Annotated in this window: 22 protein-coding genes and 1 riboswitch; of the genes, 11 read left to right on the top strand and 11 right to left on the bottom strand. The window is 75.8% G+C overall.

Annotation, left to right across the window (positions count from 1 at the left end):
- Positions 1 to 431: 431 nt before the first annotated feature.
- Positions 432 to 1,124, top strand: coding sequence for a phosphatidylserine decarboxylase (locus ABTX81_RS22285; protein ID WP_030398303.1), 693 nt, complete (start codon positions 432 to 434; stop codon positions 1,122 to 1,124).
- On the top strand, positions 1,111 to 1,989 hold the full coding sequence (locus ABTX81_RS22280; RefSeq protein ID WP_380287663.1) for a CDP-alcohol phosphatidyltransferase family protein: 879 nt from the start codon (positions 1,111 to 1,113) through the stop codon (positions 1,987 to 1,989). The genes ABTX81_RS22285 and ABTX81_RS22280 overlap by 14 nt, the downstream gene beginning before the upstream one ends.
- A gap of 94 nt (positions 1,990 to 2,083) precedes the next feature.
- On the opposite strand, the gene ABTX81_RS22275 is transcribed toward ABTX81_RS22280, so the two are convergent.
- Together ABTX81_RS22275 and ABTX81_RS22270 are read right to left on the bottom strand one after the other, a co-directional pair.
- A complete protein-coding gene (locus ABTX81_RS22275) occupies positions 2,084 to 3,409 on the bottom strand; it encodes a hypothetical protein (RefSeq protein WP_350548346.1) in 1,326 nt (441 codons plus the stop codon).
- Between the two features lie 367 nt (positions 3,410 to 3,776).
- Entirely contained in the window at positions 3,777 to 4,892 is a 1,116-nt protein-coding gene (locus ABTX81_RS22270) for an alpha/beta hydrolase family protein (protein WP_350548344.1), read from the bottom strand.
- 210 nt (positions 4,893 to 5,102) lie between these two features.
- Positions 5,103 to 5,264, top strand: a riboswitch (cobalamin riboswitch).
- A 50-nt stretch (positions 5,265 to 5,314) separates the two neighbouring features.
- Here ABTX81_RS22270 and ABTX81_RS22265 point away from each other — a divergent pair.
- The 7 genes from ABTX81_RS22265 (at position 5,315) to ABTX81_RS22235 (ending at position 14,399) form a co-directional block, all read left to right on the top strand.
- Positions 5,315 to 6,301, top strand: coding sequence for a cobalamin biosynthesis protein (locus ABTX81_RS22265; RefSeq protein WP_502892830.1), 987 nt, complete (start codon positions 5,315 to 5,317; stop codon positions 6,299 to 6,301).
- A complete protein-coding gene (locus ABTX81_RS22260; RefSeq protein ID WP_350548342.1) occupies positions 6,298 to 7,812 on the top strand; it encodes a cobyric acid synthase in 1,515 nt (504 codons plus the stop codon). The genes ABTX81_RS22265 and ABTX81_RS22260 overlap by 4 nt, the downstream gene beginning before the upstream one ends.
- Positions 7,809 to 9,911 (top strand): putative cobaltochelatase, encoded by a 2,103-nt coding sequence (locus tag ABTX81_RS22255; protein ID WP_350548340.1) that lies wholly within the window; start codon positions 7,809 to 7,811, stop codon positions 9,909 to 9,911. Before ABTX81_RS22260 ends, ABTX81_RS22255 begins: the two co-directional genes overlap by 4 nt.
- 5 nt (positions 9,912 to 9,916) lie before the next feature.
- Positions 9,917 to 10,522: a cob(I)yrinic acid a,c-diamide adenosyltransferase gene (gene cobO, locus ABTX81_RS22250; RefSeq protein WP_350548338.1), complete on the top strand. Its 606-nt coding sequence runs from the start codon at positions 9,917 to 9,919 to the stop codon at positions 10,520 to 10,522.
- Between the two features lie 38 nt (positions 10,523 to 10,560).
- Positions 10,561 to 11,973 carry a cobyrinic acid a,c-diamide synthase CobB gene (locus ABTX81_RS22245; RefSeq protein ID WP_350548336.1) on the top strand — a complete coding sequence of 471 codons (1,413 nt, stop codon included), beginning with the start codon at positions 10,561 to 10,563 and terminating at the stop codon, positions 11,971 to 11,973.
- 237 nt (positions 11,974 to 12,210) lie between these two features.
- A complete protein-coding gene (locus ABTX81_RS22240) occupies positions 12,211 to 13,686 on the top strand; it encodes a M6 family metalloprotease domain-containing protein (protein ID WP_350548334.1) in 1,476 nt (491 codons plus the stop codon).
- 38 nt (positions 13,687 to 13,724) lie between these two features.
- Complete coding sequence (locus ABTX81_RS22235) at positions 13,725 to 14,399, top strand: chloramphenicol phosphotransferase CPT family protein (RefSeq protein WP_350548332.1); 675 nt, start codon at positions 13,725 to 13,727, stop codon at positions 14,397 to 14,399.
- 7 nt (positions 14,400 to 14,406) lie between these two features.
- Here ABTX81_RS22235 and ABTX81_RS22230 read toward each other — a convergent pair whose 3' ends face one another.
- A complete protein-coding gene (locus ABTX81_RS22230; RefSeq protein ID WP_350548330.1) occupies positions 14,407 to 15,375 on the bottom strand; it encodes an oxidoreductase in 969 nt (322 codons plus the stop codon).
- A 47-nt stretch (positions 15,376 to 15,422) separates the two neighbouring features.
- Here ABTX81_RS22230 and ABTX81_RS22225 point away from each other — a divergent pair, with 47 nt between their 5' ends.
- Positions 15,423 to 16,061, top strand: coding sequence for an acyl-CoA-like ligand-binding transcription factor (locus ABTX81_RS22225; protein WP_502892829.1), 639 nt, complete (start codon positions 15,423 to 15,425; stop codon positions 16,059 to 16,061).
- Here the strand turns inward: ABTX81_RS22225 and ABTX81_RS22220 are convergent.
- Positions 16,058 to 16,657 (bottom strand): TetR/AcrR family transcriptional regulator, encoded by a 600-nt coding sequence (locus ABTX81_RS22220; protein ID WP_350548326.1) that lies wholly within the window; start codon positions 16,655 to 16,657, stop codon positions 16,058 to 16,060. The genes ABTX81_RS22225 and ABTX81_RS22220 overlap by 4 nt on opposite strands.
- A 116-nt stretch (positions 16,658 to 16,773) precedes the next feature.
- Between ABTX81_RS22220 and ABTX81_RS22215 the strand changes: the two genes are divergently transcribed.
- Complete coding sequence (locus ABTX81_RS22215; RefSeq protein WP_350548324.1) at positions 16,774 to 17,988, top strand: FAD-dependent monooxygenase; 1,215 nt, start codon at positions 16,774 to 16,776, stop codon at positions 17,986 to 17,988.
- Between the two features lie 59 nt (positions 17,989 to 18,047).
- Here the strand turns inward: ABTX81_RS22215 and ABTX81_RS22210 are convergent, their stop codons facing one another.
- The 7 genes from ABTX81_RS22210 to ABTX81_RS22180 form a co-directional block, all read right to left on the bottom strand.
- The gene (locus ABTX81_RS22210) at positions 18,048 to 19,124 is read right to left on the bottom strand and encodes a hypothetical protein (RefSeq protein ID WP_350548322.1); all 1,077 of its coding nucleotides are present in this window, start codon (positions 19,122 to 19,124) and stop codon (positions 18,048 to 18,050) included.
- 117 nt (positions 19,125 to 19,241) lie between these two features.
- Positions 19,242 to 20,582, bottom strand: coding sequence for an LAETG motif-containing sortase-dependent surface protein (locus tag ABTX81_RS22205; RefSeq protein WP_350548320.1), 1,341 nt, complete (start codon positions 20,580 to 20,582; stop codon positions 19,242 to 19,244).
- Positions 20,583 to 20,833: 251 nt separating this feature from the next.
- Complete coding sequence (locus ABTX81_RS22200) at positions 20,834 to 22,081, bottom strand: sensor histidine kinase (RefSeq protein ID WP_350548318.1); 1,248 nt, start codon at positions 22,079 to 22,081, stop codon at positions 20,834 to 20,836.
- Positions 22,078 to 22,860 carry a response regulator gene (locus tag ABTX81_RS22195; RefSeq protein WP_350548316.1) on the bottom strand — a complete coding sequence of 261 codons (783 nt, stop codon included), beginning with the start codon at positions 22,858 to 22,860 and terminating at the stop codon, positions 22,078 to 22,080. Before ABTX81_RS22195 ends, ABTX81_RS22200 begins: the two co-directional genes overlap by 4 nt.
- Positions 22,857 to 23,711: a hypothetical protein gene (locus ABTX81_RS22190; RefSeq protein WP_350548315.1), complete on the bottom strand. Its 855-nt coding sequence runs from the start codon at positions 23,709 to 23,711 to the stop codon at positions 22,857 to 22,859. The genes ABTX81_RS22195 and ABTX81_RS22190 overlap by 4 nt, the downstream gene beginning before the upstream one ends.
- Before the next feature lie 133 nt (positions 23,712 to 23,844).
- Positions 23,845 to 24,645, bottom strand: coding sequence for a class F sortase (locus ABTX81_RS22185; protein WP_350548314.1), 801 nt, complete (start codon positions 24,643 to 24,645; stop codon positions 23,845 to 23,847).
- Positions 24,632 to 25,171 carry a hypothetical protein gene (locus ABTX81_RS22180; RefSeq protein WP_350548312.1) on the bottom strand — a complete coding sequence of 180 codons (540 nt, stop codon included), beginning with the start codon at positions 25,169 to 25,171 and terminating at the stop codon, positions 24,632 to 24,634. Before ABTX81_RS22180 ends, ABTX81_RS22185 begins: the two co-directional genes overlap by 14 nt.
- Positions 25,172 to 25,177: the final 6 nt, after the last annotated feature.

Genomic DNA, 25,177 nt, shown 5'->3' with positions numbered 1-25,177 from the left:
GGCCGGTCGACGGGCGTGCGGGCCCGTCCCGGCACTCGCCGTGCCCCCACCCGGTCGGCCTGGTCCGCCTCCCGGTCCGGCACGGCCCACCGGAGCGGCCACAGGGCGTACAGCTGCTGTCACACGCCCTGCGGCCGCTTCGGCATACCGCGCCGCCGCCCCGGCGGGCAGCTCCGCACCGGCCGGTCGGGCACGGCTGAGACATGAGTCACCAGCTTCGCCGGGTCCCTTGGGAACCGGAGCGGGTCGAGCTACGGTCGTAGGGAAGGGGGCGCGACTGCGCCTCCGCCAGGCCACATGACGAGCAGGCGGGTTGCCCACCCACCGTCTGCTCCCGATAGCATCCACCGGGACAGCAGACGTCCCTCTATTACCCGATCCCGCGGTGGCCCCCGTCCAGCGGCCATGATCCCCCGCGACAAAGGTCTTCGATGCCCATCAGCCCGTCCCCTCACACCTCCGTCACGGACCGCGATGCCCTCGCAGCCACGACGGCCGGTCGTCGGCCCCGCGTGACCATCGCGCGCGGAGCCACCCCCTGGTTCGTCCCCACCCTCGCCACGGCCGCCGTGACCACCGCCCTCACCCGGCGCAGTGGCAAGTGGGCCCTCGCGGCGGTACCCGCCTGCGCGCTCGGCGCCGGCATGCTGTGGTTCTTCCGCGACCCCGAGCGTGAGATCGGCACGGGCAGAGTGATCTCCCCCGCCGACGGCGTGGTCCAGAGCATCGACGCGTGGCCGGACGGCCGGACCCGCGTGGCGATCTTCATGAGCCCGCTCAACGTCCACGTGAACCGGGCCCCGCTGCCCGGCACCGTGACCTCCGTCGAGCACGTGCCCGGTGGCTTCGTGCCCGCGTTCAACAAGGACAGCGACCAGAACGAGCGGGTCGTCTGGCACTTCGACACCGAGCTCGGCGACATCGAGATGGTGCAGATCGCGGGTGCCGTGGCGCGCCGCATCGTGCCGTACGTGGACGCCGGTACCAAGGTCGAGCAGGGCGAGCGGATCGGTCTGATCCGGTTCGGGTCCCGGGTCGACACCTACCTGCCGGCCGGCGTCGAGGTCGGCGTCGAGGTCGGCCAGAAGACCACCGCCGGGGTGACGCGCCTTGACCGTGACTGATCCTGAGACGATCGTCGGCCTGGACGACGAGGAGACGGCCCTGCGCCGTCGCCGCTGGGCCCGCGACCGCGAGCTGCGCGCGCCGCGCTCGCCGCAGCACCTGTCCACCGCCGACTTCCTGACCCTGGGGAACGCCGTCTGCGGCTTCCTGGCGATCTACTCGATCACCACCGGGGTGCTCGTCCCGCACATCACCAACCCGGACGCCGCGCCGGACAAGCACAGCGCCGCCACCGCGGTGACGCTGCTGCTGATCGGCTCGATGTGCGACCTGTTCGACGGGCTGGTGGCGCGCAAGCTGCGCTCCTCCGCGCTCGGGGCCGAGCTCGACAACCTGGCCGACCTGATCAGCTTCGGCATCGCACCGGCCTACTTCGTCGCGGTCTGGGGCATGGTCTCGCCGGGCTCCAACAGCCGGCTGTCGGCGCTGATCGCGCTGACCGTGCTGCTCGCGGTGGTGCTGCGGCTCGCCCGCTTCTCCGCCGTGAAGATGCGGCCCGGGGTGTTCCAGGGCATGCCGTGCCCGATGGGCGCCATGACGGTGATCGCCATCGTGCTGCTCGACCCGCCGTTCCTGCCCGGTCTGGTCGCCATCTTCGGCGCCGCGTACCTGATGGTCAGCCGGATCGAGTACCCGAAGCCGCAGGGCCTGCTGGCCACCGCGACGCTCTGCTGGATCGTCGTCTCGATCGGCTGCCTGGCGGCCTGGGCGACCGGTCTGCCGGGCGGCGACAACCTGCTGCACATCGGCGCGTTCGCGCAGATCGCGCTCGCCGCGATGGCGCCGCTGCTGGTCATCCGCCGCAAGGTGGGCCAGAAGGTCGGCGACGTCCGGGCGCGCCGCGCGGAGTCCCGGATCGGCTGACGTCCCTCGTCGGGCATGCGGAAGGGCCCGGTTCCCCTCGGGGAGCCGGGCCCTTCCGTGTGCCTGTTCGTGGGTCGCCGACCGGCCGTAACCGCTACGCGCCGCCGCGGTGGACGCTGAAGGCCGAGCGGCGGGCCGCGCGGGCCACCCCCGGGTCCGGGTGGACACCGGAGACGGCGGTCAGCACCGAGGCCGCGCGCGGGTGCCCGGACTGCCGGGCCCGGGCGAACAGCCGCACCGGGTCGCCGGCCGAGGCGCCCTCGACATGGCCGACCAGCAGGTCCGTCTCCCCGTGGTCGAGCACGGCCGCGGCGGTGTCCACCCAGAGCCAGGCGGCGTCCTCCGCGCCCAGCACATCGGCCGGGGAGACCCCCTCGTCCGAGCGCTCGGCCAGCCAGAGCAGCGCGTACGGGCGCAGCACCGCCTCGTCGACGGCGGCCCGGACGGCCTGCTCGGCGGTCACGCCGGCCACCCGCAGCGCCTCGAAGGCCAGGCCGCGCACCAGCGCGTCCTCGCCCTGCGCGGCCTCCAGCAGCTCGGCCACCGCCCGGTCGGCCGGGCGGGCGGCCAGCCAGGCCCGGTACTCGGCGCGGGCCGGGCCTGGCGAGTAGTCGGCGCAGGCGCTCAGCAGCTCCAGCGCGCTCTGCTCGATGTGGCCGGCGGCGGTCTGCGCGACGGTGCAGATCTCCTCCAGCTTGGCCCGCACCGCCCAGTGGCCGAGCGGGGAGAGCTCGGCCGCGTTGTCCCGGCGGGTCAGCGCGCCGACGGCGGCCAGGCCGTCCAGCATCCAGTCCAGGACGGCGGCGACGTCGGCGGGCGAGGCCGGGGTGTCGATCTGCGGCTCGCGGCAGGTGCCGCGGACGGCGGAGACGGCGGAGGCCGCGTGCGGGACGGGCGAGAGGCCGAAGGCGCCCTCGCCGCCGCCGACCCGGCGCTCGTCCAGGCCGCGCCGGAGCAGCTCCAGCAGCTCGACGTCGGCCACCGGGCCGTCCACCAGGTGGAGGAAGGAGAGCAGCTGCGGCGCCTGGTCGACGGCCTGCCCGGCGAGCACCGCGAAGACGCCGCGCAGGGCGGCGGGCGGCACCGGGGCGAGCAGGGTCCAGGCGTCGAACAGGGCCGACCAGCCGCGCACCACCGCTTCGTCGTCGTGCTCCCAGGCGTGCAGGCGCCAGCCGGGGCCGGCGCCGCCGTCCCGGGCCTCGACCAGGCCGACCAGCAGGGCCTGACCCCACGCCTTGGCCGCGGCGCCCACCGTCATCGCGAGGGCGCGGCCGGCGGCGCGGGCGTCGTCGGGGAGCAGCTCGCCGCGCTTGTCGACCTCGTCGAGATCGCCGGCCCAGCGGGCGATCCGGACGGCGTCGACCAGCATGCGGCGGGCCAGCGGGGCGAGCTCGGCGGGAGCGGGGAAGCCCTCCGGCACGGGGACCCGGCCACGGCCGGGTGCGGGAGCGGGGCCTCGTCGGCGGGGTACGCCCGGGGCCCCCGGCCTGGCGCCGGCGGGGCGGTGGGCCGTTCCGGGGAGACGGGTCACCGTCGCACCGGTACCGATCGTCGGCGGGAGCGGGGCATCACGGTCGCGCGGATTCCGAGACGTCACGTCGAGCAGTCTTCCCCTTGTACCGGCCATCTGTCACATCCGGTTCTCCGCGCGGGGCGGGAGGGGGGCGCGGGGGCTCGACAAGATCGGGCAACAGAGGCCAAACCGACTGGCTTGATCTTTGTGGCGGGTTCATGCCACTTGGAACGGGTGCGCCCCGGGATTCCGGACCCAGGGGGGGCTGAGGGGGTCAGCAGAACGGCGTGAGCCAGCGGCGCAGGGTCTCCGCGTAGCGGTCCGGATCGGTGTTCCAGAGGGCCGCGTGATCACCCCCGGGGAAGGCCTGGAGGTTGACGACGTCCGGGCGGCCGTGGGCGAGCCGCTCGGCGGCGGCGAACGGGGCCACCGGGTCGTCGGGGCCGTGCAGCACCAGGGTGGGCACCCGCAGGTCGGCGCCCTCGGCGAGGCGGGCGAAGTCGGCCAGATCCACGCCGGTGCGGCCCTCGGCGGCGAGCGCGCCGAGTTCGGCGGCCGCGCCCCGGAAGCCGGCCCGGGCGGCGTCCCGGCGGGCGGTGGCCGGCCAGTCCAGCACCGGCGAGTCCAGCACCAGGCTGCTGATCGCGGGGGCGAGGTCCGAGCGGGCGGCGGTGTGCAGGGCCATCGTGGCGCCGAGCGACCAGCCGTAGAGCACGACCCGGCCCGCGCCGGCGTCCAGCGCGGTCCGCACCGCCGCCTCGACGTCGCGCCACTCCGTCTCGCCGAAGTGGCCGAGGCCGTCCGGGGAGGCGGGGGCGCCGGCGTCGCCGCGGTAGGTGACGACGAGCGCGGGCAGGCCGAGGCGCCGCAGCTCGGGCAGCACCGGCAGGCTCTGCGCCCGGTCGGCGTCGGGGCCGTGCACCAGGACCACCCAGGTGCCGCGCTTGCCGTCCAGCCGCCAGGCGGGCAGCGCGCCCAGCTCGCCCTCGACGGCGGTCTCGGCGAACGGCAGGCCGAGCGCCCGGCCCGGGTCGCCGAGGTGGACGCGCGGGGTGAAGCGGACCTCGGTGCCGGGGGTGAGGGTGCCGGCGTCGGCCCGGACCAGCCGGCGGGTGACGTCCCGCTCGTCGCGCTCCAGGACCTCCCCGACGACGGCGTGGCCGTCCTCGCCCCACTCGACGGCCCAGCGGCCCGGGCGCTCGCTGACCGGGGTGCGGGTGAAGGTGACCCGCCCGGCACCGAGGCCGCGGACGATCACCGGGCCGGTCCGGACGCGGTCCCTCCCGGCCGGGCGGACCATCCGTTCGGACGCCCGGCGGCCGATCACCAGCACGGCGGCCCCGGTGCCGACGGCGGCGGCCGCCACGGTGGCCGCGATTCCCCAACGCATACTCGCTCCCCGGTGCTCGGTGTCTGCCCGGTGTCCGGCTCGCTGCCCGGACCCACCCCTCAGTCCACTCGCGCGGGCGGGGGGAAGCCAGTAGGACACGGCCGTCCGGGTAGTTCCGGGAGGAAAATCACATGGGCGCGGCGGGGCGGCCCGGCGTGTGACCAACACCCTCCAGGACCTCGGTTGACTCCCGGTTCGGGCCCGTGATGGGATCCTTCAGCCAATACGGAGGCATGCAGAGGAAGCCGGTGCGAGTCCGGCGCGGTCCCGCCACTGTCACCGGGGAGCACGACCGGAACACGCCACGGCGGGCCGTCAGAAGCCGCTGGAAGGCCCGGGGTGTGCGTTCGACCCGGAAGCCAGGAGACTCTCGCCCCCGGTACGTCGATCCAGGGCGCGGACCCTGAGTGAGGACACGCACGATGCTGCGCCCTGCCGTGCGCCCGCCGATCCGGGCCGCCGCCTTCGCCGCGGGCGCCCTCGTCGGGTACCTGGCCGACGCCCGGTTCGCCGACCCGCGCCGCGGCCACCCGGTGGCCGGCTTCGGCTCCGCCGCCGGCCGGCTGGAGCGCCTGCTCTGGCGCGACCACCGCGCCGCCGGCACCGCCTTCACCGCCCTGACCGTGGGCACCGTCGCGGCCGGCGCGCTCGCCGCCGACCGGCTGCTGACCCGCCGTCCGCTCGGCCGGGCCGCCCTGGCCGCCGCCGCGACCTGGACGGTGCTCGGCGGCACCTCGCTGACCCGGGAGGCCCGCACCGTCGGCCGCGCGCTGGCGGCCGGCGACCTGACGGCGGCACGGGAGCGGCTGCCGCACCTGTGCGGACGCGACCCGAGCGCCCTGGACGAGCAGCAGCTGGCCCGCGCGGTCGTCGAGTCGGTGGCCGAGAACACCGCCGACGCCGTGGTCAACGCCCTGGTCTGGGGCGGTCTCGCGGGCACGCCGGGCCTGCTGGCGTTCCGCGCGGTGAACACCCTGGACGCGATGGTCGGTCACCGCTCGCCCCGCTACGCCCGGTTCGGCTGGGCCTCGGCGCGGCTGGACGACGTGGCCGGCTGGCCGGGCGCGCGGCTGACCGCGCTGCTGGCGGTCGCCGCCGCCCCCGAACCGCGCACCGCCTGGCGGGTCTGGCGGCGCGACGGCTCGGCGCACCCCAGCCCGAACGCCGGTCAGGCCGAGTCGGCCTTCGCCGGTGCGGTGGGCGTGCGGCTCGGTGGGACGCTGCGGTACGGCGCGCGGGTGGAGGACCGTCCCGTGCTGGGCGGGGAGCTGCGGCCGGTCGGGGTGGACGACATCGAACGGGCCTGCGTGCTCTCCCGGCGGGTGGGCGCGCTGGCCCTGGGTACGACGGTCGCCGGGCACCTGCTGCTCCGGGCGGCCCTGGGCGGGATGCGGAGGAGTGGGTCATGAGCAGGGCGTTGCTGGTCGCCGGGACGACCTCGGACGCGGGCAAGAGCGTGGTCACCGCGGGCATCTGCCGCTGGCTGGCCCGGCAGGGTGTCGCGGTCGCGCCGTTCAAAGCGCAGAACATGTCGCTGAACTCCTTCGTCACCGCCGACGGCGCCGAGATCGGCCGCGCGCAGGCGATGCAGGCGCAGGCGGCCCGGGTGGAGCCGGAGGCGGCGATGAACCCGGTGCTGCTCAAGCCCGGCGCCGACGGCCGCAGCCAGGTGGTGCTGCTGGGCCGGCCGGTCGCCGAGGTCGGCGCGCTGGACTACCGCGAACGCAAGCCGGTGCTGCTGGAACGCGCCCTGGAGTGCCTGGCGGACCTGCGCCGGCGCTTCGACGTGGTGGTCTGCGAGGGCGCGGGATCGCCCGCCGAGATCAACCTGCGCGACCGCGACATCGCCAACATGGGCCTGGCCACCGCCGCCGGGCTGCCGGTGGTGGTGGTCGGCGACATCGACCGGGGCGGGGTGTTCGCGGCGATGTACGGGACGCTGGCGCTGCTGTCGGCGGAGGACCAGCGGCATGTGGCGGGCTGGTTCGTCAACAAGTTCCGCGGCGACGCGCGGCTGCTCGCCCCGGGCCTGGAGATGCTGCGCGAGCTGACCGGCCGTCCGGTGCTCGGCACCCTGCCGATGCTGCCGGACCTGTGGCTGGACGCCGAGGACTCGCTCGACCTGTCCACCGTCGTCGACCGGACCGCCGCGCGCGGCCCGCTCGGCGCGGACGTGCTGCGGGTGGCCGTGCTGCGCTTCCCCCGGCTGTCCAACTTCACCGACCTGGACGCGCTGGTCCAGGAGCCCGGAGTGCTGGTCCGCTGGGCCACCCGGCCGGAGGAGCTGGCCGACGCCGACCTGGTCGTGCTGCCCGGCACCCGGGCCACCGTCGCGGACCTCGCCTGGCTGCGCGAGCGCGGCCTGGAGCCGGTCCTGAGGGCGCGGGCGGCGGCCGGGCAGCCGCTGCTCGGCGTCTGCGGCGGCTACCAGATGCTGGCGCACTCGATCGTGGACGAGGTCGAGTCGAAGGCGGGCGCGGTGGACGGCCTCGGGCTGCTGCCGACGCGAGTGCGGTTCGGCGCGCGGAAGGTGCTCGGCCGGCCCGTCGGCGAGGCGTACGGGGAGCGGGTCGAGGGCTACGAGATCCATCACGGCGTCGTCACGGTGGAGGGCGGGACACCCTTCCTGGACGGCTGCCGGGCGGGCTCGGTGTGGGGAACCACCTGGCACGGCGCGCTGGAGAACGACGGCTTCCGGCGCGCCCTGCTGCGGGAGGTCGCGGCGGCCGCGGGCCGGGCGTTCGTGCCCGCGCCGGACACCTCGTTCGCGGCCGCGCGGGAGGCCCGGCTGGACCGGCTGGGCGAGCTGATCGAGGAGCACGCGGACACCGACGCGTTGTGGAAGCTGATCGAGGGCGGGGTACCGGCGGCCGGATCGCTGCCGTTCCTGGCGCCCGGGGCCCCTGGGGAGCATGCATGAGTGACGTCCGTTACCCGTTCACCGCCATCGTCGGCATGGCCGACCTGCGGCTCGGCCTGCTGCTGAACGCCGTCTCCCCGGCGGTCGGCGGGGTGCTGGTGCGCGGGGAGAAGGGCACCGCCAAGTCGACCATGGTGCGCGCGCTGGCCGGGCTGCTGCCGTCCATCGCGACCGTCGACGGCTGCCGGTTCGCCTGCGACCCGGCGGCGCCGGACCCGCAGTGCCCGGACGGCGCGCACGCCGGCGCGTCGGCCTCCGGGCGCCCGGCCCGGCTGGTCGAGCTGCCGGTCGGCGTCTCCGAGGACCGGATCGTCGGCTCGCTGGACCTGGAGCGGGCGCTCGCCGAGGGCGTCAAGGCGTACGAGCCGGGCCTGCTCGCCCGGGCGCACCGCGGCGTGCTCTACATCGACGAGGTGAACCTGCTCCAGGACCACGTGGTGGACCTGCTGCTGGACGCCGCCGCGATGGGCCGCTCCTACGTCGAGCGCGAGGGCGTCTCGGTGCGGCACGCGGCGCGCTTCCTGCTGGTCGGCACGATGAACCCGGAGGAGGGCGAGCTGCGGCCGCAGCTGCTCGACCGGTTCGGCCTGACGGTGGAGATCGCCGCGACCCGGGAGCCGGCGGAGCGCGCCGAGGTGGTGCGCCGCCGGCTGGCCTACGACGCCGACCCGGCCGCCTTCGCCGCCCGCTTCGCCGCGGACGAGCGCGCGCTGGCGGAGCGGATCACCGCCGCGCGGGAGCTGCTCGCGGCGGTGGAGCTGACCGACACGGCGCTGCGCCAGATCACCGCGGTCTGCGCGGCGTTCGAGGTGGACGGGCTGCGCGCGGACATCGTGATGGCGCGCACCGCCGTCGCGCTGGCCGCCTGGGCGGGGCGCACCGAGGTGCTGGCGGAGGACGTCCGCAAGGCCGCCCAGCTGGCACTGCCGCACCGCCGGCGGCGCAACCCGTTCGACGCGCCCGGGCTGGACGAGGAGCAGCTGGACCGGGTGCTGGAGGAGCACGCCCAGCAGGAGCCCGAGCCGCAGCCCGCGGCGGCGGAGGGGTCCCAGGACGACGACCCGGACCCGGAGGGCGGCCCGGACGGCGACGGCCCGCAGGACGGCGGCCCCGACGGCGGTGGGGGCGGTGGCGCGCCGGAGCCCTCCGGCCCGGACGGCCCGCCCGTCGAGGCGGCCGACCCGGCGGCCGGGGAGGAGCCCGCCGCCCCGCAGCCCGTCCCGGCCCAGCACCCCTCCCCCGCCCGGGAGTCGGCGCCGGTCGCGGCCGGCGACCCGTACCGCACCCGGCTGTTCGCGGTGGAGGGCACCGGGCGCGGCGCCCAGGGCCGCCGCTCCCCCGCCGAGACCGACGGCGGCCACACCGTCCGGGCCCGCCGCCCGCGCGGCCGGCTCGCCCGGCTGCACCTGAGCGCCACGCTGCGCGCCGCCGCCCCGCACCAGGTGGCGCGCGGGCGGTCCTCGCGCGCGCTGGTGCTGCACAAGGACGACTTCCGCGAGCAGGTGCGCCAGGGCCGGGAGTCCAATCTGGTGCTGTTCGTGGTGGACGCCTCCGGTTCGATGGCGGCCCGGCAGCGGATGACCGCCGTCAAGGGCGCGGTGCTGTCGCTGCTGATGGACGCCTACCAGCGCCGCGACAAGATCGGCATGATCACCTTCCGGGGCGCCTCGGCCGAGCTGGCGCTGCCGCCCACCTCCTCGGTGGAGGTCGGCGCGGCCCGGCTGGAGTCGCTGCCCACCGGCGGGCGCACCCCGCTGGCGGCCGGCCTGCTGCGGGCCCACGAGGTGCTGCGGGTCGAGCGGCTGCGCGACCCGGACCGCCGGCCGCTGCTGGTCGTGGTGACCGACGGCCGGGCCACCGGCGGCGGCCGGGACGCCGTCGCACAGGCGCACCGGGCGGCCGGGCTGCTGGCCGCGCAGGGCGTGGCGAGCGTGGTGCTGGACTGCGAGTCCGGCCCGGTCCGGCTCGGCCTGGCCCGCACCCTGGCCACCCGGCTGCGCGCCACCGCCGTGACCCTGGACGAGCTGCGCGCCGACGGCGTCGCCTCGCTCGTCCGCGAGAACCGTCCGACCTCCCCCGCATCACGAAAGGCGGCCTGAGCCCCATGCCCAAGGGTGTCCCCGAGAGCGTCCCCGACGACGGCCTGACGACCCGCCAGCGCCGGACCCTGCCGATCACCGCCGTGCACACCGGCCCCGGCAAGGGCAAGTCCACCGCCGCGTTCGGCATGGCGCTGCGCGCCTGGAACCAGGGCTGGCCGGTCGGGGTGTTCCAGTTCGTGAAGTCCGCCAAGTGGAAGGTCGGCGAGGAGAACGCCCTGCGGGTGCTCGGCGCCTCCGGCGAGGGCGGCACCGTCGACTGGCACAAGATGGGCTCCGGCTGGTCCTGGATCCAGCGCACCGACGCGATGGAGCTGGACAGCGAGGCGGCGGCCAAGGAGGGCTGGGAGCAGGTCAAGCGCGACCTGGCCGCCGAGACCTACCGCTTCTACGTGCTGGACGAGTTCACCTACCCGATGCACTGGGGCTGGATCGACCCGGCGGAGGTGGTGGCCGTGCTGAAGGACCGCCCGGGCAGCCAGCACGTCGTCATCACCGGACGGTACGCGCCCGAGGCGCTGACCGAGGCCGCCGACCTGGTCACCGAGATGACCAAGGTCAAGCACCCGATGGACGCCGGCCGCAAGGGCCAGCGCGGCATCGAGTGGTAGCCGTCGAGTCGTAGCCGGAGAGCACTGAGAGCCGCCCTATGAACATCCCCCGTCTCGTCGTCGCGGCGCCCTCCTCGGGCGCCGGCAAGACCACCATCGCCACCGGCCTGATCGCCGCGCTCAGCGCGCGCGGGCTGGCCGTCTCGCCGCACAAGGTCGGCCCGGACTACATCGACCCGGGCTACCACGGGCTGGCCGCCGGGCGGCCGGGCCGCAACCTGGACGCGTTCATGTGCGGGCCGGAGCGGATCGCCCCGCTGCTGCTGCACGGCGCCGCCGGGGCGGACGTGGCGGTGGTCGAGGGCGTGATGGGCCTGTTCGACGGCGCCTCCGGGCGCGGCGAGCTGGCGTCCACCGCGCATGTCGCCAAGCTGCTGCGGGCGCCGGTGGTGCTGGTGGTGGACGCCTCCTCGCAGTCCCGGTCGGTGGCGGCGCTGGTGCACGGCTTCGCCTCCTGGGACCCGGAGGTGTGGCTGGCCGGGGTGATCCTCAACCGGGTCGCCTCCGACCGGCACGAGCAGCTGCTGCGCGAGGCCCTGGAGGAGGGCTCCGGCGTGCCGGTGCTGGGCGCGGTGCGGCGTTCGGCGGCGGTGGCCACGCCGTCCCGGCACCTGGGACTGATCCCGGCCGTGGAGCGCTCGGCGGAGGCGCTGCGGGCGGTGGCGGACATGGGCGAGCTGGTCGCCGCCTCGGTGGACCTGGACGCGGTGCTGGCGCTGGCCCGCACCGCGCCGCCGCTGGCCGGCGTCGAGCCGTGGGACCCGGCGGCGGAGGTGGGCGCGCCGGACGGGGGCGCACCGGACGGGGGCGCGCCGGACGGGGGCGCGCCGCGGATCGCGGTGGCCGGGGGTGCGGCGTTCTCCTTCTCGTACGCCGAGAACGCCGAGCTGCTGGCCGCCGCCGGCGCCGAGGTGGTGCCGTTCGACCCGCTGCACGCCGACGGTCTGCCGGAGGGCACGGCGGGCCTGGTGATCGGCGGCGGGTTCCCCGAGCTGTACGTCCGGGAACTCAGTGCGAACGATCAACTGCGGTCCGCGATCGCCGCGTTCGCGGCCTCGGGCGGGCCGGTCTCCGCCGAGTGCGCCGGACTGCTCTACCTCGGGCGCGAGTTGGACGGCCTGCCGATGTGCGGGGTGCTGGAGACCTCGGCCCGGATGACCGAGCGGCTGACCCTCGGGTACCGGGAGGCGGTGGCGCTGCACGACTCGCCGCTGGCGCCGGCCGGGGCCAGGCTCCGCGGGCACGAGTTCCACCGGACGGTCTGCGAGCCGGGCGCCGGCGAACGGCCCGCCTGGGGCTGGCGGTTGCCGACCGGTCCGCGCACCGAGGGATTCGCGGGCGCGGCGGGCGCGGAGAATGTTCACGCTTCGTATCTGCACCTGCACTGGGCGGGATACCCGCAGCTCGCCGCCTCCTTCACGGCGGCCGCCGCGGCGCACCGGGCGGGCTGAGCCGCACCCGGCGAAAACCGACAGGCCTTCGGGTCTGGTCAGGCGGCTGCGCGGAGCGTCAAAATAAGGACAGACAACCGCATATCGCCCCATTCGCAACCGGTACCGGCCAGACCCGACCACCTTTCGGCGAGCCGACCGATTGCCGGCGACCGCCCACTCGGCGGGGCGCCGAACACGCCCCTGTGGCGCCGTACACGCCCCGGCGGGGCGAGCAGGCTCGAAGGAGCCGTCACGATGCGTTACACATTAACCCCGCTGCGTCCCAGCGTCCCCGACCTCCCCACCCCCCACCACCCGCACGCCTGCCCGGTGCCGCTGTCGCCGGACGCGCTCCAGGCGCTCCACGACGAGTACCTGAACCTGATCGAGACCCGCCGGCTGCCGAAGCACATCACCTTCGGCCAGTACTACTACGTCTGGCGCTCCCGGGTGCGCGGCGAGAACGTCATCGGCCTCGACGACGGCGCCACCCGCCCCGGACCGAGCACCGACGCCCAGCTGATCACCCGTCCGAGCAAGCAGCTCAAGGGCGTGGTCCGCACCATGGTGCTGCTGGTCGAGTTCCCCGACCATCCGCACGACCCCGCCAACACCCCCGAGCACTTCGAGGAGCTGCTGTTCAGCTCCGGCACCTTCGCCACCGGCTCGATGCGCGACTACTACCGGCAGATCAGCGGCTTCGACGCGACCAACCCGGGCAACGGCGGCATCGACGTCCAGGGCGAGGTGCACGGCTGGTACGAGCTGCCGCACCCGATCTCCTTCTACGCCGACAACCAGTCCGGCCAGGGCAGGCCGCCCCGGAACGAGCAGGGCATGGCCGCCGACGCCCTGGCCATCGCGCTCAAGCAGGGCGTCACGTTCACCAAGGACTTCGACGCACTCGGCGACGGCGACATCACCGCCCTGTTCGTCGTCCACGCGGACACCGGCGCCGAGGGGATCCAGGACCCCGCCAAGGTGCAGAACGCCCTGTGGAGCGCCAAGTGGCTCAACGAGGACCCCATCCCGGTCGCGCCCGGCCTGGCCGTGCAGACCTTCCTGACCGTCCCCGAGGACTGCAAGGTCGGTGTCTGCTGCCATGAGTGGGGCCACCTGGCCTGCGGCTACGCCGACTACTACGACACCGGCGACGTCGAGTTCACCCAGTCCAACGGCCTCGGCAACTACTGCCTGATGGCCGCCGGTTCCTGGGGCAACCAGGGCGTCACCCCGGTCTACCCGAACGGCATGCTGCGGATGTTCCAGGGCTGGACCAGCCCGCAGGCCGTCACCAGCACCACCAAGGACATCACCCTGCGCCCCGTCTCCGAGGGCGGCGACATCCTGTTCGTCCGCAGCCCGCGGATGACGCGCACGCAGTACATCGTCGTCGAGTACCGGCGCCAGAGCGGGCAGGACAAGTTCCTGCCGGACCAGGGCATCGCCGCGTACGTGGTGGACGAGAGCATCGACAACGTCAACGACGAGAAGCACCTCGCCATCGAGCTGATGCAGGCCGACGGCCGGCGCGACCTGGCGAAGATCTTCGGCCAGGGCAACCGCGGTGACGACACCGACCTCTACCCGTCGGTCGGCAACGCCAGCATCGGCGAGCACACCCGCCCGGCGCTGAACGAGCCCACCACCGGCACCTGGAGCGGCGTCACCCTCGACATCGCCGGCACGCCCGGGGCGGACCGGATGGAGGTGAGCGTGACCATCGAGTGACCCCGGTCCCCCTTGGACCGCCCCTCTAGAGTGATCGGATGACCGATTGTCAGGTGATCGTCCTCAACGGGGGCTCCAGCTCCGGGAAGTCCAGCATCGCCCGCCGTCTGCAGGAGGTGCTGCCGGATCCCTGGCTGACCCTCGGGGTGGACACGCTGATCGCCGCCCTGCCCGCCGCGTTGCGCGGCTCCGGCGGTGGCTCCGGCGGAGCCGAACCCCGCGCGGATGGTGAGGCCGGACCGGGCAGCGGCGGCGATCCCGGCGTGTCCGCGGACGGTCCGGGCGGTCCCGGCGGTCCGGCGGCGTCGTCCGGCATCGGCGGTCTGGAGGACGGCGACGGCACGGTGACCGTCGGACCGGCGTTCGCCGCGCTGGACGCCGCGTGGACGCTCGGTGTCGCGGCGATGGCCCGGGCCGGCGCGCGGATCGTCGTCGACGAGGTGTTCCTCGGCGCCACCGCCTCCCAACAGCGGTGGCGCGCGGCGCTGGACGGTCTGGACGTGCTCTGGGTGGGCGTGCGCTGCGCCCCCGAGGTCGCCGCCGGGCGCGAACGGGCCCGGGGTGACCGCGTCCCCGGCATGGCCGCCGCCCAGGCCGAGGCGGTGCACCGGGGCGTCCGGTACGACCTGGAGGTGGACACCGCCGTGCACGACCCGGCGGCCTGCGCCCGGCTGATCGCCGAGCGGGCCGAGCGGGTCCGCCCCCGGTCCTGAGCGGGTATCAGGCCGACGCCCTCGCGGGGCCGAACCCCACGCCGGTCAGCTCCTCCGACAGCTCCCAGAGCCGGCGGCCCGTCTCCGGATCGGCCGCCGACGGCGCGAGCGGGACCCCGGTCGGCGCACCGCGCAGCTCGCCCCGGCCGTCCGGGCCGATGAACTCCCCGCCGCGCACGGCCGGTTCGGTCGCCGCGTAGAGCTGCGGCAGCGCCCCGTCCGCCGGGCGCTGGGCGAGCGGCCTGAGCAGCCGTCCGAAGAGCAGCCGGGTGAGGCCGGTCGGGCCGCTGGTCTGCAGATTGGTGGCGGTGTAGCCGGGGTGGGCGAGCAGGCTCCGCACCGGACTGCCGGCCGCCGTCAGCCGGCGGTGCAGTTCCTGGCCGAAGAGCGCGTTGGCGAGCTTGGACTGGTCGTAGAAGGCCATCGGCGCGTAGTCGCGCGCGCCGGTGAGGTCGTCGAAGCGGATCCGGCCCTTGCGGTGGTTGAGCGAGCTGACGGTCACCACGCGCGGGTCGCGGCCGGCGGCGAGCGCGTCGAGCAGCAGCCCGGTGAGGGCGAAGTGGCCGAGGTGGTTGACGGCGAACTGCAGCTCGTGGCCCTGCGGGCTGAGCGTCCGGGGCGGGGCGAACACGCCCGCGTTGTTGACCAGGACGTCCAGCCGGGGGTGGTCGGCGCGCAACCGCTCGGCGAAGGTCCAGATGGTGTCGAGGTCGGCCAGGTCGAGGCGGCGGACCTCCAGGCGCTCGCTCGCGCCGGGGTCCGGCAGCGCGGCGGCGATGTCTGCCGCGGCCTCGCGCCCCCGCCGCTCGTCGCGGACCGCGAGGACCACCCGCCCGCCCCGTTCGGCCAGCGCCCGCGCGGTGGCCAGTCCCAACCCGCTGCTCGCGCCGGTCACCACGAACACCCGCCCGCGCTGGTCCGGGATCCGCCCGGTCGTCCAGCCCGCGCTGCCGCCTGTCTGCTCCAAAGGCTTCATGTGGCAGATGCTGCCGTTCGTGTCACTCGGTGTCAAGACGCTACTGGATGACAGATCCGGCATGGCGTTACCATCGTCGGGTGACCTCCCGACCCGCCGTCAGCCTGGCCCAGCGCAAACGCCAACTCGTCGTGGACGAGCTGACCGAGGCCGCGTTCCGGCTGCTCACCGCCCAGGGGTTCGACGCCGTCACCGTGGACGAGATCGCGGCCGACGCCGGGGTGTCCAAGCGGACGTTCTTCCGCTATTTCGCGTCCAAGGAGGACGTGATCGTCCGGTTCCTGGCGGACCTGGGCACCGGCATCGCCGCCGGACTGGCCGCCCGCCCCGCCGCCGAGCCGCCCTCGGCCGCCCTGCGGCACGCCGTCTCGGTGCCGCTGGCCGCCTGCGGCGAGCACGGCGACCGGGCGCTGCGCGCCGTCCAGCTGATCCTGCGCACCCCCGCCCTGCACGCCCGTTTCCTGGAGCGGCAGGCCGATTGGCGCGAGGAGCTGTCGGCCGAACTGGCCCGCCGGCAGGGCCGCGACCCGGCCACCGACCTCTACCCCCGGCTCGCCGCCGGGATGGCCCTCACCGCCTTCGGAGCCGTGCTGGAGCGGTGGAGCGACAGCGACGGCGCCGCCGATCCGGCGGCGCTCACCGCCGAGGCCTTCGCCGTCCTCGCCCCGGCCCTGGACGCGCCCTAACCGCCGAGGAGGGCGGCGAGGTAGCAGGAGACCTCGGCGGCGAGGTCGGCCGGGTCGGGGACGCGGCCGGCGCCGCTGCCGGCGGTGACGTTGAAGAGCACGCCGTCCGCCCAGCGGACCAGCCGGCGGGCGTCCGCCTCGGGCGCGTGCGAGCCGCATTGGGCCAGCAGGGCGGTCGCGAGGGCGAGGAAGCCCGCGCCCAGGCGGTCGTAGACGGCGCGCAGCTCAGGGCGCCGGGTGGCTTCGAGCGCCAGCTCGAAGCGGGCCACGGTGAGCGCGCGGCCGACGGTGAGCGCCTGGTGGACGGCGTCGGCGGCGAGCTGGGCGAGCAGCTCGCGGGCGTGCTCCACCGTGGGAGCCCGCACCGGCGCCGCGAACGGCGGTGACTCCAGTTCCGCGATCCGGGTGATCGCCAGCTCCAGCAGCGCCGCCCGGGTGCGGGCCAGGTTGGAGGTGGATCCGGCGGGCAGTCCGGCCGCCTCGTCGACGGCGCGGTGGGTGAGCCCGCGCAGGCCGCGCTCGGCGATCAGCGCGACGGCGGTGTCGGCGATCAGGGTCTGGCGCTGGAGGCCGGCGGGCGCGGCACTGCTGGTCATGGGTCCGATCATCGCCGCTCCCCCGGACCGCCGCCCAATCGACACTACATCTGTAGTACGGTCGCTCCAGGCGATCGGAACTACAGGTGTAGTTCCGGCGTTCGAGAGGAGCCCCCATGGACCACCGCGACCAGCCGGAGCCGTCGTCCCCGCGCGCCGTCGTCATCGGCGGCGGGATCGGCGGCCTCACCGCCGCGCTCGCCCTGCACCGCCGGGGCGTCCCGGTCACCGTCCACGAACGCGCCGCCTCGCTCGAACCCGTCGGCGCCGGCCTCGCCCTCGCCCCCAACGCCCTGCGTGCCCTCGACCGGCTCGGCATCGGCGACCGCCTGCGCGCCCTCGCCGCCCCGCACCCCGCCATCGGCGTCCGCCACCCCTCCGGCCGCTGGCTCGCCCGCACCGGCAGCGACGCCGTCGAGGCCTTCTTCGGCGACAAGCTGATCGCCGTCGCCCGCGCCGACGTCATCGACGCGCTCGTCGACGCGCTGCCCGCCGGCGCCGTCCGCACCGGCTCGCGCGCCGAACTCGTCGAACCCGGCGACGCCCGCACCCCCGCCGTCGTCCGCACCGCCGACGGCGAGCGGCCCGCCGAGCTGGTCGTCGGCGCCGACGGCATCCGCTCCGCCACCCGCGGCCTGCTCTTCCCCCACCACCCCGGCCCGCGCTACTCCGGCTTCACCACCTGGCGCTCCGTGATCGCCCGCCCGCCCCGCCCGCCGTTCGCCGCCGGCGAGGTCTGGGGCCGCGGCCGGCTGGCCGGTGTCGTCCCGCTCGCCGACGGCCGGGTGTACGTCTACGGCGCCGCCCTCGCCCCGGCCGGCGCCCGCGCCGCCGACGGCGACGAACGCGCCGAACTCCTGCGCCGCTACGGCGGCTGGTGCGCGCCCGTCCCCGAACTGTTCGCCTCCGCCGACCCGGCCGGGGTGCTGCGCCACGACGTCTGGGAGCTGGCCGACCCGCTCCCCGCGTACCACCTGGGCCGGGTCGCCCTGCTCGGCGACGCCGCCCACGCGATGTGCCCCTTCCAGGGCCAGGGCGCCTGCCAGGCCATCGAGGACGCGGTCGTGCTGGCCGCCGGCGTCCGCCCCGGCGAGGACCCGGCCGCCGCCCTCGCCGGCTACACCGCCGCCCGCCTCCCCCGGGCCACCGCGATCGTCAACGGCTCCCGCGCCGTCGGCGCCCTGGTCGCCCGCCGCTCCCCCCTCACCGTCCTCGCCCGCGACCTCGCCCTCTCCGCCGCCGGCCTCCTCCCCGACCGGCTCCTCCTCGGCCGCGCCTCCGCCACCTACGACTGGCACCCCCCGGCGCTCGACGGCCCCCGGGCCACCTGAACGGGCGGGGGCGGCCCCGGCTGTCGCCGGAGCCGCCCCTTTCGGCGTGTGCCGGGCCCCTACTTGCCGACCGCGGCGCCCTTGGTGGTGGGCGCCGGCTTCACGGGCGGCTGGCCCTTGGTGCCCTTGCTGCCCGGCGCGACGATCTGCACGGTGGCACCCTTGGCGCAGGTCGTCGTCCCCCGGAACGGCAGCTTCGGGCTCCCGTTGACGTACACGCACCGCCCGATGTCCGTCGACCCGAGCGGGGTGGTGGCGTCGTACGACACCCGGACCCGCACGGTGGTCGTCGAGTTGGCGCGGAGGCTGGAGTCCCGGCCCTGGAGGTAGACCCCGGCGCCTTCCTCCAACGTGCTGTCGTGGACCTTCTTCAGCGTGGTCCAGGTGCCGTTCGGCTTGCGGACCTGGACGGTGGCGTGCGAGTCGACGAACAGGACGTTGGCGACGTTCACATAGTTCGAGGGCGTGGGGTTCTTCACCACGGCGTCGAACTCGATCGGTGCGCCGCCCGCGACCGCGGTCGCCGGGACGCGGCCCAGCGAGGGCGAGATGTTCTGGACCTTGATCGTCTTGGTCACCTGGGCCAGCCCCACCCACGAACCGGGCGCAACCACGGCGGACCGCAGGCTCATCGACCGGACCCAGCCGTTGCTCGCACCGTTGTGCGGCAGGCCCATCGGCGCGCCGACGCGCAGCTGGACCGTCACGCTGCCGCGCGCCGGCACCTTCCCGTCCACGGGCAGATAGGTCGACAGGCTCTGCTCGGCATCGCCGGCGCCGGTGTTCAACGGAATGGGCTTCCACGCACCGGTCTTCCGGTCGCGGTATTCCAGGGCGATGCCGTAGGGCACCGCGCCCCCGACGCTGGTGAGGTCCAGGGCGAGGCCGAACTCGGCCGCCCTGGAGCCGGTGTTGGTGATGGTCTCGGTGAACTGGACCGACTGGCCGGCGCCTCCGACCACGGCCGGGGCGTTGACCTTGAGCTTCGCCGACCGCACCGAGTCCGCCGCGGAGGCGGTGGGCGCCGACAGCAGGACGGTCCCGCCCGCCAGGGCGGTCGCGAGGACGGTGGCGGCGGCGGCCCGCGCGGCCGTGTGGCGCGCGCCGGTCCGACGGCCGGAAACAGTGGTACGCATGGGAAGTTCCCCCTTTGTCCGTTGCCGGTCCGTGCCGGCAATCGGTGATCTCGAACGGTTGTGCTTGAACTTCACGCGGGGGCTCCGGCGCCGGCCGGAGCCCCCCGGCCGCCGCTGTCAGGCGCGACGGCGGCGGACGACCCAGAAGGCGGCGCCGCCGCCGACGGCGAGCAGCGCGACGCCGGCCGCCGCGTACGACGGCGTCTGCTCGGTCGAGCCGGTCGAGGCCAGCTCGACCGTGGCCGGAGCCGCCGCCACGGGGGCGGGGACGGCCGGGGCGGCGGGCGCCTCAGCGCTCGCCACGGGGGCGGCGGGGGCGGCCGGGGCGGCGGGCACGGCCGCAACGACCGGCGCGGCGGCCCTGCCGGCCGGCGCCTCCTTGCCCGTGGACGCCCCCTTCACGGCGGGCGCGCCCTTGCCGGCGGACGCCTCGTTCACGGGCGGCTGCGCCTTGGACGCCGAGGCGGCCGGCGCGACGATCTGCACGGTCGCCCGCTGGGCGCACGCCGTCGTCCCCGAGAACGGCCGCGCCGGGTTCTCGTTGACGAAGACGCACGGGTTCACCGTCACCGGCCCGAGCGGGGTGGCCGCGTCGTACGACATCCGGACCCGCAGCTTGGTCGTCGAGTCGGCCTGGACGGAGGAGTCACGGCCCTCCAGGTAGACCCCGGGACCGTCGTCGACACCGCCGCCCTGGACCGGCGTCAGCGCGGTCCAGCCGCCGTCCGCCGTGCGGACCTCGACGGTGGCGTGCGGGTCGATGCCCAGGACGTTGGCGACGTTGACGTAGTTCGAGGCCGTGGGGTTCTTCAGGACGGCGTCGAACTCGATCGGCGCGCCGCCCGCGACCGCGGTGGCCGGGACGCCGGACAGCCCGGTCGTGAGACCGTCGACCTTGATCGTGTCGGTCACCTCCTCCGTCGCCACCCCGTGGGCACCGATGGCCACGGCCGACTCCAGGGCCAGCGACTGGATCCCCCCGTTGCCGGCACCGTTGTGCGGCTGACCCATCGGCAGCCCGATCCGCAGCTGCACGTTCACACTCCGGTGCGCCGGAATCTGCAGCGTGTAGGACACATCGCCGCGGTAGGCGGTGGCGCTCCCCTGGCCGTCCGTCCACAGCGGAATGGACTTCCACGCGCCGTCGGCCGGGTCGCGGTAGTCGATGGCGATCCCGTCCGTCGGCGGCAGGCCGTCGCCGGTGACGGCCTTCAGGAAGAGGTGGAACCCGGAATCCATCGAGCTGGTGTTGGTGACGGTCTCGGTGAACTCGACCGGCTGGCCGGCGAGTCCGATCACGGCCGGGGCGTCGACCGTGAGCTTCGCCGTCGGAACGTCGTCGTCCGCGAGGGCGGCGGGCGCCGAGAGCAGCACGGTCCCGCCCGCGAGCACGGTCGCGAGGACGGTGGTGGCGGCGCGGCGCGAGCGGTTCCGACGATCGGAAACGGTAGTGCGCATAAGAACTTCCCCCCTGTTGCACTGCCCGCACAGGCGTCAGCACATGATGATCCGTACAGGAATCCCGCGATCCGGCGGACCTGGTCCGGCCGCCCCCGGGAGTGAGGGTGCTGCGGGCCGTGAACCCCTCCTCGGCCCGGTGCACTTGAGGCGCTCCCGCACCTCACAATCACTCAGACATGCGATACGGCGGAGAGGTTGCACACCAACCGAAGAATTTTCCCGGCCCTCCCGGAATGCCGGCGCGGGGGTCAGCGCGCGGGCGCCGGGTCGTCGGTGTCCGCGCCGGCCGGGGGGAGGACGAGGGTGGCGAGGGCGCCGCCGGCGGGGTGGTTGGTGAAGGTGAGGGTGGCGCCGATGACGCGGGTGTGGCCCTGGGCGATGGTGAGGCCGAGGCCGTGGCCCTTGCCGCGTTCGCGGACGCTGGTGCGGAAGCGCTGGGGGCCGTCGCGCAGGAGTTCCCCGGGGAAGCCGGGGCCGTGGTCGCGGACGGTGATCCGGTGGCCGTCGACGCGCAGGTGGATGGCGCCGCCGCCGTGGCGGTCGGCGTTCAGCAGCAGGTTGCCGAGGATGCGGTCGAGCCGGCGCAGATCGGTGCGGACGGACGCGTCGGCGGCCACCTCGACCGCCACGTCCAGACCGGTGAGCGCGACCGTGCGCCGCACCGCCCGTTCCAGCGGCACCGCCGACAGGTCGGGCAGTTCCGCGTCGGCGTCCAGCCGGGAGACCTCCAGGAGGTCCTCGACCAGACCGCGCAGCGCCTGCACCCGGTTCTGCACCAGCTGGGTGGGCCGCCCCGGGGGCAGCAGTTCGGCGGCCGTGACCAGCCCGGTCAGCGGGGTGCGCAGCTCATGGGCGACGTCGGCGGTGAACCGCTGCTCGTCCTCCAGCCGCCGGTGCAGCTCCCGGGACATCAGGTCGACCGCCGCCGCGAGGTCGGCGACCTCGTCCCGGCCGTCGACGAGTTCGCCGATCCGGGTGTCGGTGCGCCCGGAGGCGATGCCGCGGGCCGCCGTCGCCGCCGTCCGCAGCCGCCGGCTGATCCGGTCCGCGACCAGCACCCCGACCAGCACGGTGGTGAAGACGGAGGCGATGACGGTGATCAGGATGATCCGGTCGAGATCGGCGATCGCCCGCCGGTCCTGGGCGAAGTCCGTCCGGACCGAGAGCACCCCGCCCTGGACGGCGCCCGCCGCCCACACCGACTCGCCCTCGGGCCCCTCGGCGAGCAGCGACCCGCGGTGCCCCTCGGCCGCGAGGGTGCGCAGCCGCACGGGCAGCGCCGGGTCGTTCAGCGCGGCGTCGCGGCGGCCGCCGCCGGTGACGTCCTCGTTGCGCTGGTAGGCGCCGAGCGCCGCGTCCAGCGTGGTGAGCGCGGAGCCGCGCGCCTGGTCGACGTGCTGGCGGACCATCGCCTGGTGGACGAGCAGCCCGACCGCCACCGCGACCAGGACGGAGATGGCGGCGACGGCGGTGGCGATCTGGCGGCGCAGCGTCATTCGGGGCGCCGGAGCTTGTAGCCGAAGCCGCGGACGGTCTCGATCCGCCCGCCGCCGATCTTGGCGCGCAGCCGCTGCACATGGACGTCGACCACCCGGGTGTCGGCGCCCCACTCGTAGTCCCAGACCCGTTCCAGCAGGACGGCGCGCTCCAGCACGATGCCGGGCGCGGCGGTGAACTCCAGCAGGAGGCGCAGTTCGGTGGGGGTGAGCGGGACGAGCCGGCCGTGCACCCGGACCTCCATGGAGTCGGTGTCCACCTCCAGGCCGTCGAAGCTGCGCACGGGCGTGCGGGGTTCGGGCGCGACGGGCCCGGGGGCGGGCGCGCGGTCGGGGACCGGTGCGGGCACGGGTGCCGCGGGCGCGGGCGCCGGCGCCGGATCGGGGGCCGGGACGACCCGGATGCGGCGCAGCACGGTGCGGATCCGGGCCACCAGCACCGCGCTCTCGAAGGGCTTGACCACGTAGTCGTCCGCGCCCGCCTCCAGGCCGGACACCACGTCGACCGGGTCGGTGCGCGCCGACATCATCAGGATCGGCAGCTGGCTCTCCTCCCGGATCCGCCGGCAGAGGCCGACCCCGTCGAGCAGCGGGAGCATCACGTCGAGCAGCACCAGGTCGGGCCGCACGGCGTGGAACATCTCCAGCCCCTCCAGCCCGTCGGCGGCCGTGGAGACCGGGAAGCCGTAGCGCTCCAGGGCCATCCGGGTGGCCTCCCGGATCACCTCGTCGTCCTCGACGATGAGGATGCGGGGGTGGCTGGGTGCCGTGTGGTTCATGGCGTGGTCTCCGAGCGGGCGACGGGCGTCCCGGTGGGCATGGGCGGACGGACCGGCACCGGCTCCCTCGGGACGGGGGCCGCGGTCCGGCCGACGGTGGGCACGGCCGGCAGCGGGACGGGCGAGACGCCGGAGCCGCCGCTGGTGCCGGGCGCCGGCGGTCGGGTGCCGACCGGCCTCTCGACGACGGAGGGCGTCGGCTCGGGCTCCGTGGTCGGCCCGGTGCCCTGGACCTTCTGGTCGGCCAGGACGAGCCGCGCGCCGTCCCAGCGGTAGAGGCGGCTGGTCCGCGACCAGCTGGTGGTGGGCTCGTACAGCCACAGGTCGGTGCCGATCGTCTCGGCGCCGAACCGTTTCAGCTGCTGCACCCTCAGGACCGGGAGCAGCCGGTCGCCGGACGCGGTGTAGACGTGCAGCACGTCGACGCCGGCGAGGCCGACCACGACCAGCAGCTCGGGCCGGCCGTCGCCGGTGAGGTCGCGGTACTCGGGGCTGCGGATCTCGCAGCCCGTACAGGGTTCGAGGGCGCGCCGCTCGTCCTGGCTCACGCCGGGGTCCTTGGTCAGCAGGGTGCGGACGTCGACGGTGGTGACGTCCTGCCCGGTGACGGTCACCTCCGGGACCGGCTGCGGCGCCGGCTCCGGGGTGCGGGCCGCCGCGGGTTCCGGCGGCGGGGCGGTGACCTGGCCCGGCCAGAGCGGGATGCTGGCGGCCGAGGGCGTGACGGGCGCGGCCGCTCCGTGGTCGCGCAGTTCGCCGGGGGCGGCGCAGCCGACCGCGAGGGCCAGCGGCACGGCGGCGAGCAGGGCAGGCCGGAGGGCGGGGGTACGACGGGCGGTGGCGGTGCTCATCCTCCGGTGGCCCTCCTGAGCTGCGGTGCTTCTGATCTGCGGTGCTTGGTGTCCGGTGGCAGGTGGTAGGTCGTCCGGACGGCACCCGTCGGTTCCCCGGCGGGTGCCGTCCGGCAGAGTAGCCGGAGCCCGATCAGCCGGCGGAGGCGGCCGGGCCGGACGGGCCGGCGGGACCGGCGGGACCGGCCAGGTCCGCCAGGACGATGATGTTGTCCGTCCAGTGCCCGTCGGCCCCGATCCGGCCGCCGCAGGTGATCAGGCGCAGCTCGGGCGCCGCGGTGTCGCCGTACACCGTGTCGGTGGGGAACGCGTCCTTGGCGGCCTGGACCAGCGCGCGGACCCGGAAGTCCACCGTGCCGCCGTCCTCCCGCCGCACCTGGATCCGGTCACCCCGCCGCAGCTTCGGCAGTCCCCGGAAGACCGCCGGGCCGCGCGCGGTGTCGTAGTGACCGATCAGGACGGCGGGCCCGGTCTCGCCGGGGGTCGGGCCGTTGCGGTACCAGCCGACCTCACCGGCCCGGTCGGCGGCCGGCACCTCGACGGTGCCGTCGGCGTTCAGGCCGAGGCCGGTCACCGGGGCGTCGACGCCGGCCGCCGGGACGATCAGGCGGGTCGGCGGCGAGGCCGCGAACGGGCGCGGCGCGGTGGTGCCCGTGCCGGTGGTGCCCGTGCCGGTGGCGGCCGGGGCCGCCGGCGCGGTGTCCCCCGTGCCTCCCGTGCCTCCCGTGCCTCCCGCGCCCTGACGGGCCGAGGTCTCCACCCGGACCACCGGGGGCTCCCGGTGGTCCGAGAGCGCCACGGTCGCGCCGAGCGCCAGGCAGAGCAGCCCGGCCACCCCGAAGACGCTCCGGTTCAGCCCGCCCGGGCGCGGCCCGCCGTGCCGGGCACACCGGCCGTGGCGCCCGCCCCGGTGGCCGTCGTCAGCCGCGCGCACCGGAGCGACGGCGCAGCACGGCGAAGCCGAGCGCCCCGGCGCCGATCGCGGCGACCGCCCCGCCGCCGACCAGCTTCAGGCCGGAGGAGTCCCCGGCGGAGGACCCGTCACCGGCCTGGGCGGCGCCCTTGGGCACCTCACGGACCTGCGGCTTGTCACCGGCCGGCGCCGGCTGGGCCTCCTTGCCGGAGGCGTCGCGGGTGAGCGACGGCGCCGGCGCGACGGGCCGGGTGGCGTTCTTCGGCACCGGGGAGACCGTCGGCACCGGGGAGGCGAGCTGCGACGGGACGTCGGACGGCTTCGCCGGTGCCGGGGCCGGGGCCGGGGCGGCGCCGGTGCCGCTACCGGTGTCGCCCGACACGGCCGGGGCCTTGGCGGCCGGGGTCGCGGCCGGGGTGGCGGCGCCGGAGCCGCCGTCGGCCCAGGCCTGCCCGCCCGTGACGGCGGTCAGCAGCGCGGCGCCGGTCAGGGCGCAGACGGCCGACAGCCGCAGGACGGCACGGTTCCTGGTCGTACGCGTGGCCATACGAAC

Source organism: Kitasatospora sp. NPDC097605 (assembly GCF_040302725.1).
In the GTDB taxonomy this organism is placed as follows: domain Bacteria; phylum Actinomycetota; class Actinomycetes; order Streptomycetales; family Streptomycetaceae; genus Kitasatospora.
Note: the sequence above shows the minus strand (reverse complement) of the source record. Positions and strands in the feature narration are given on the sequence as shown.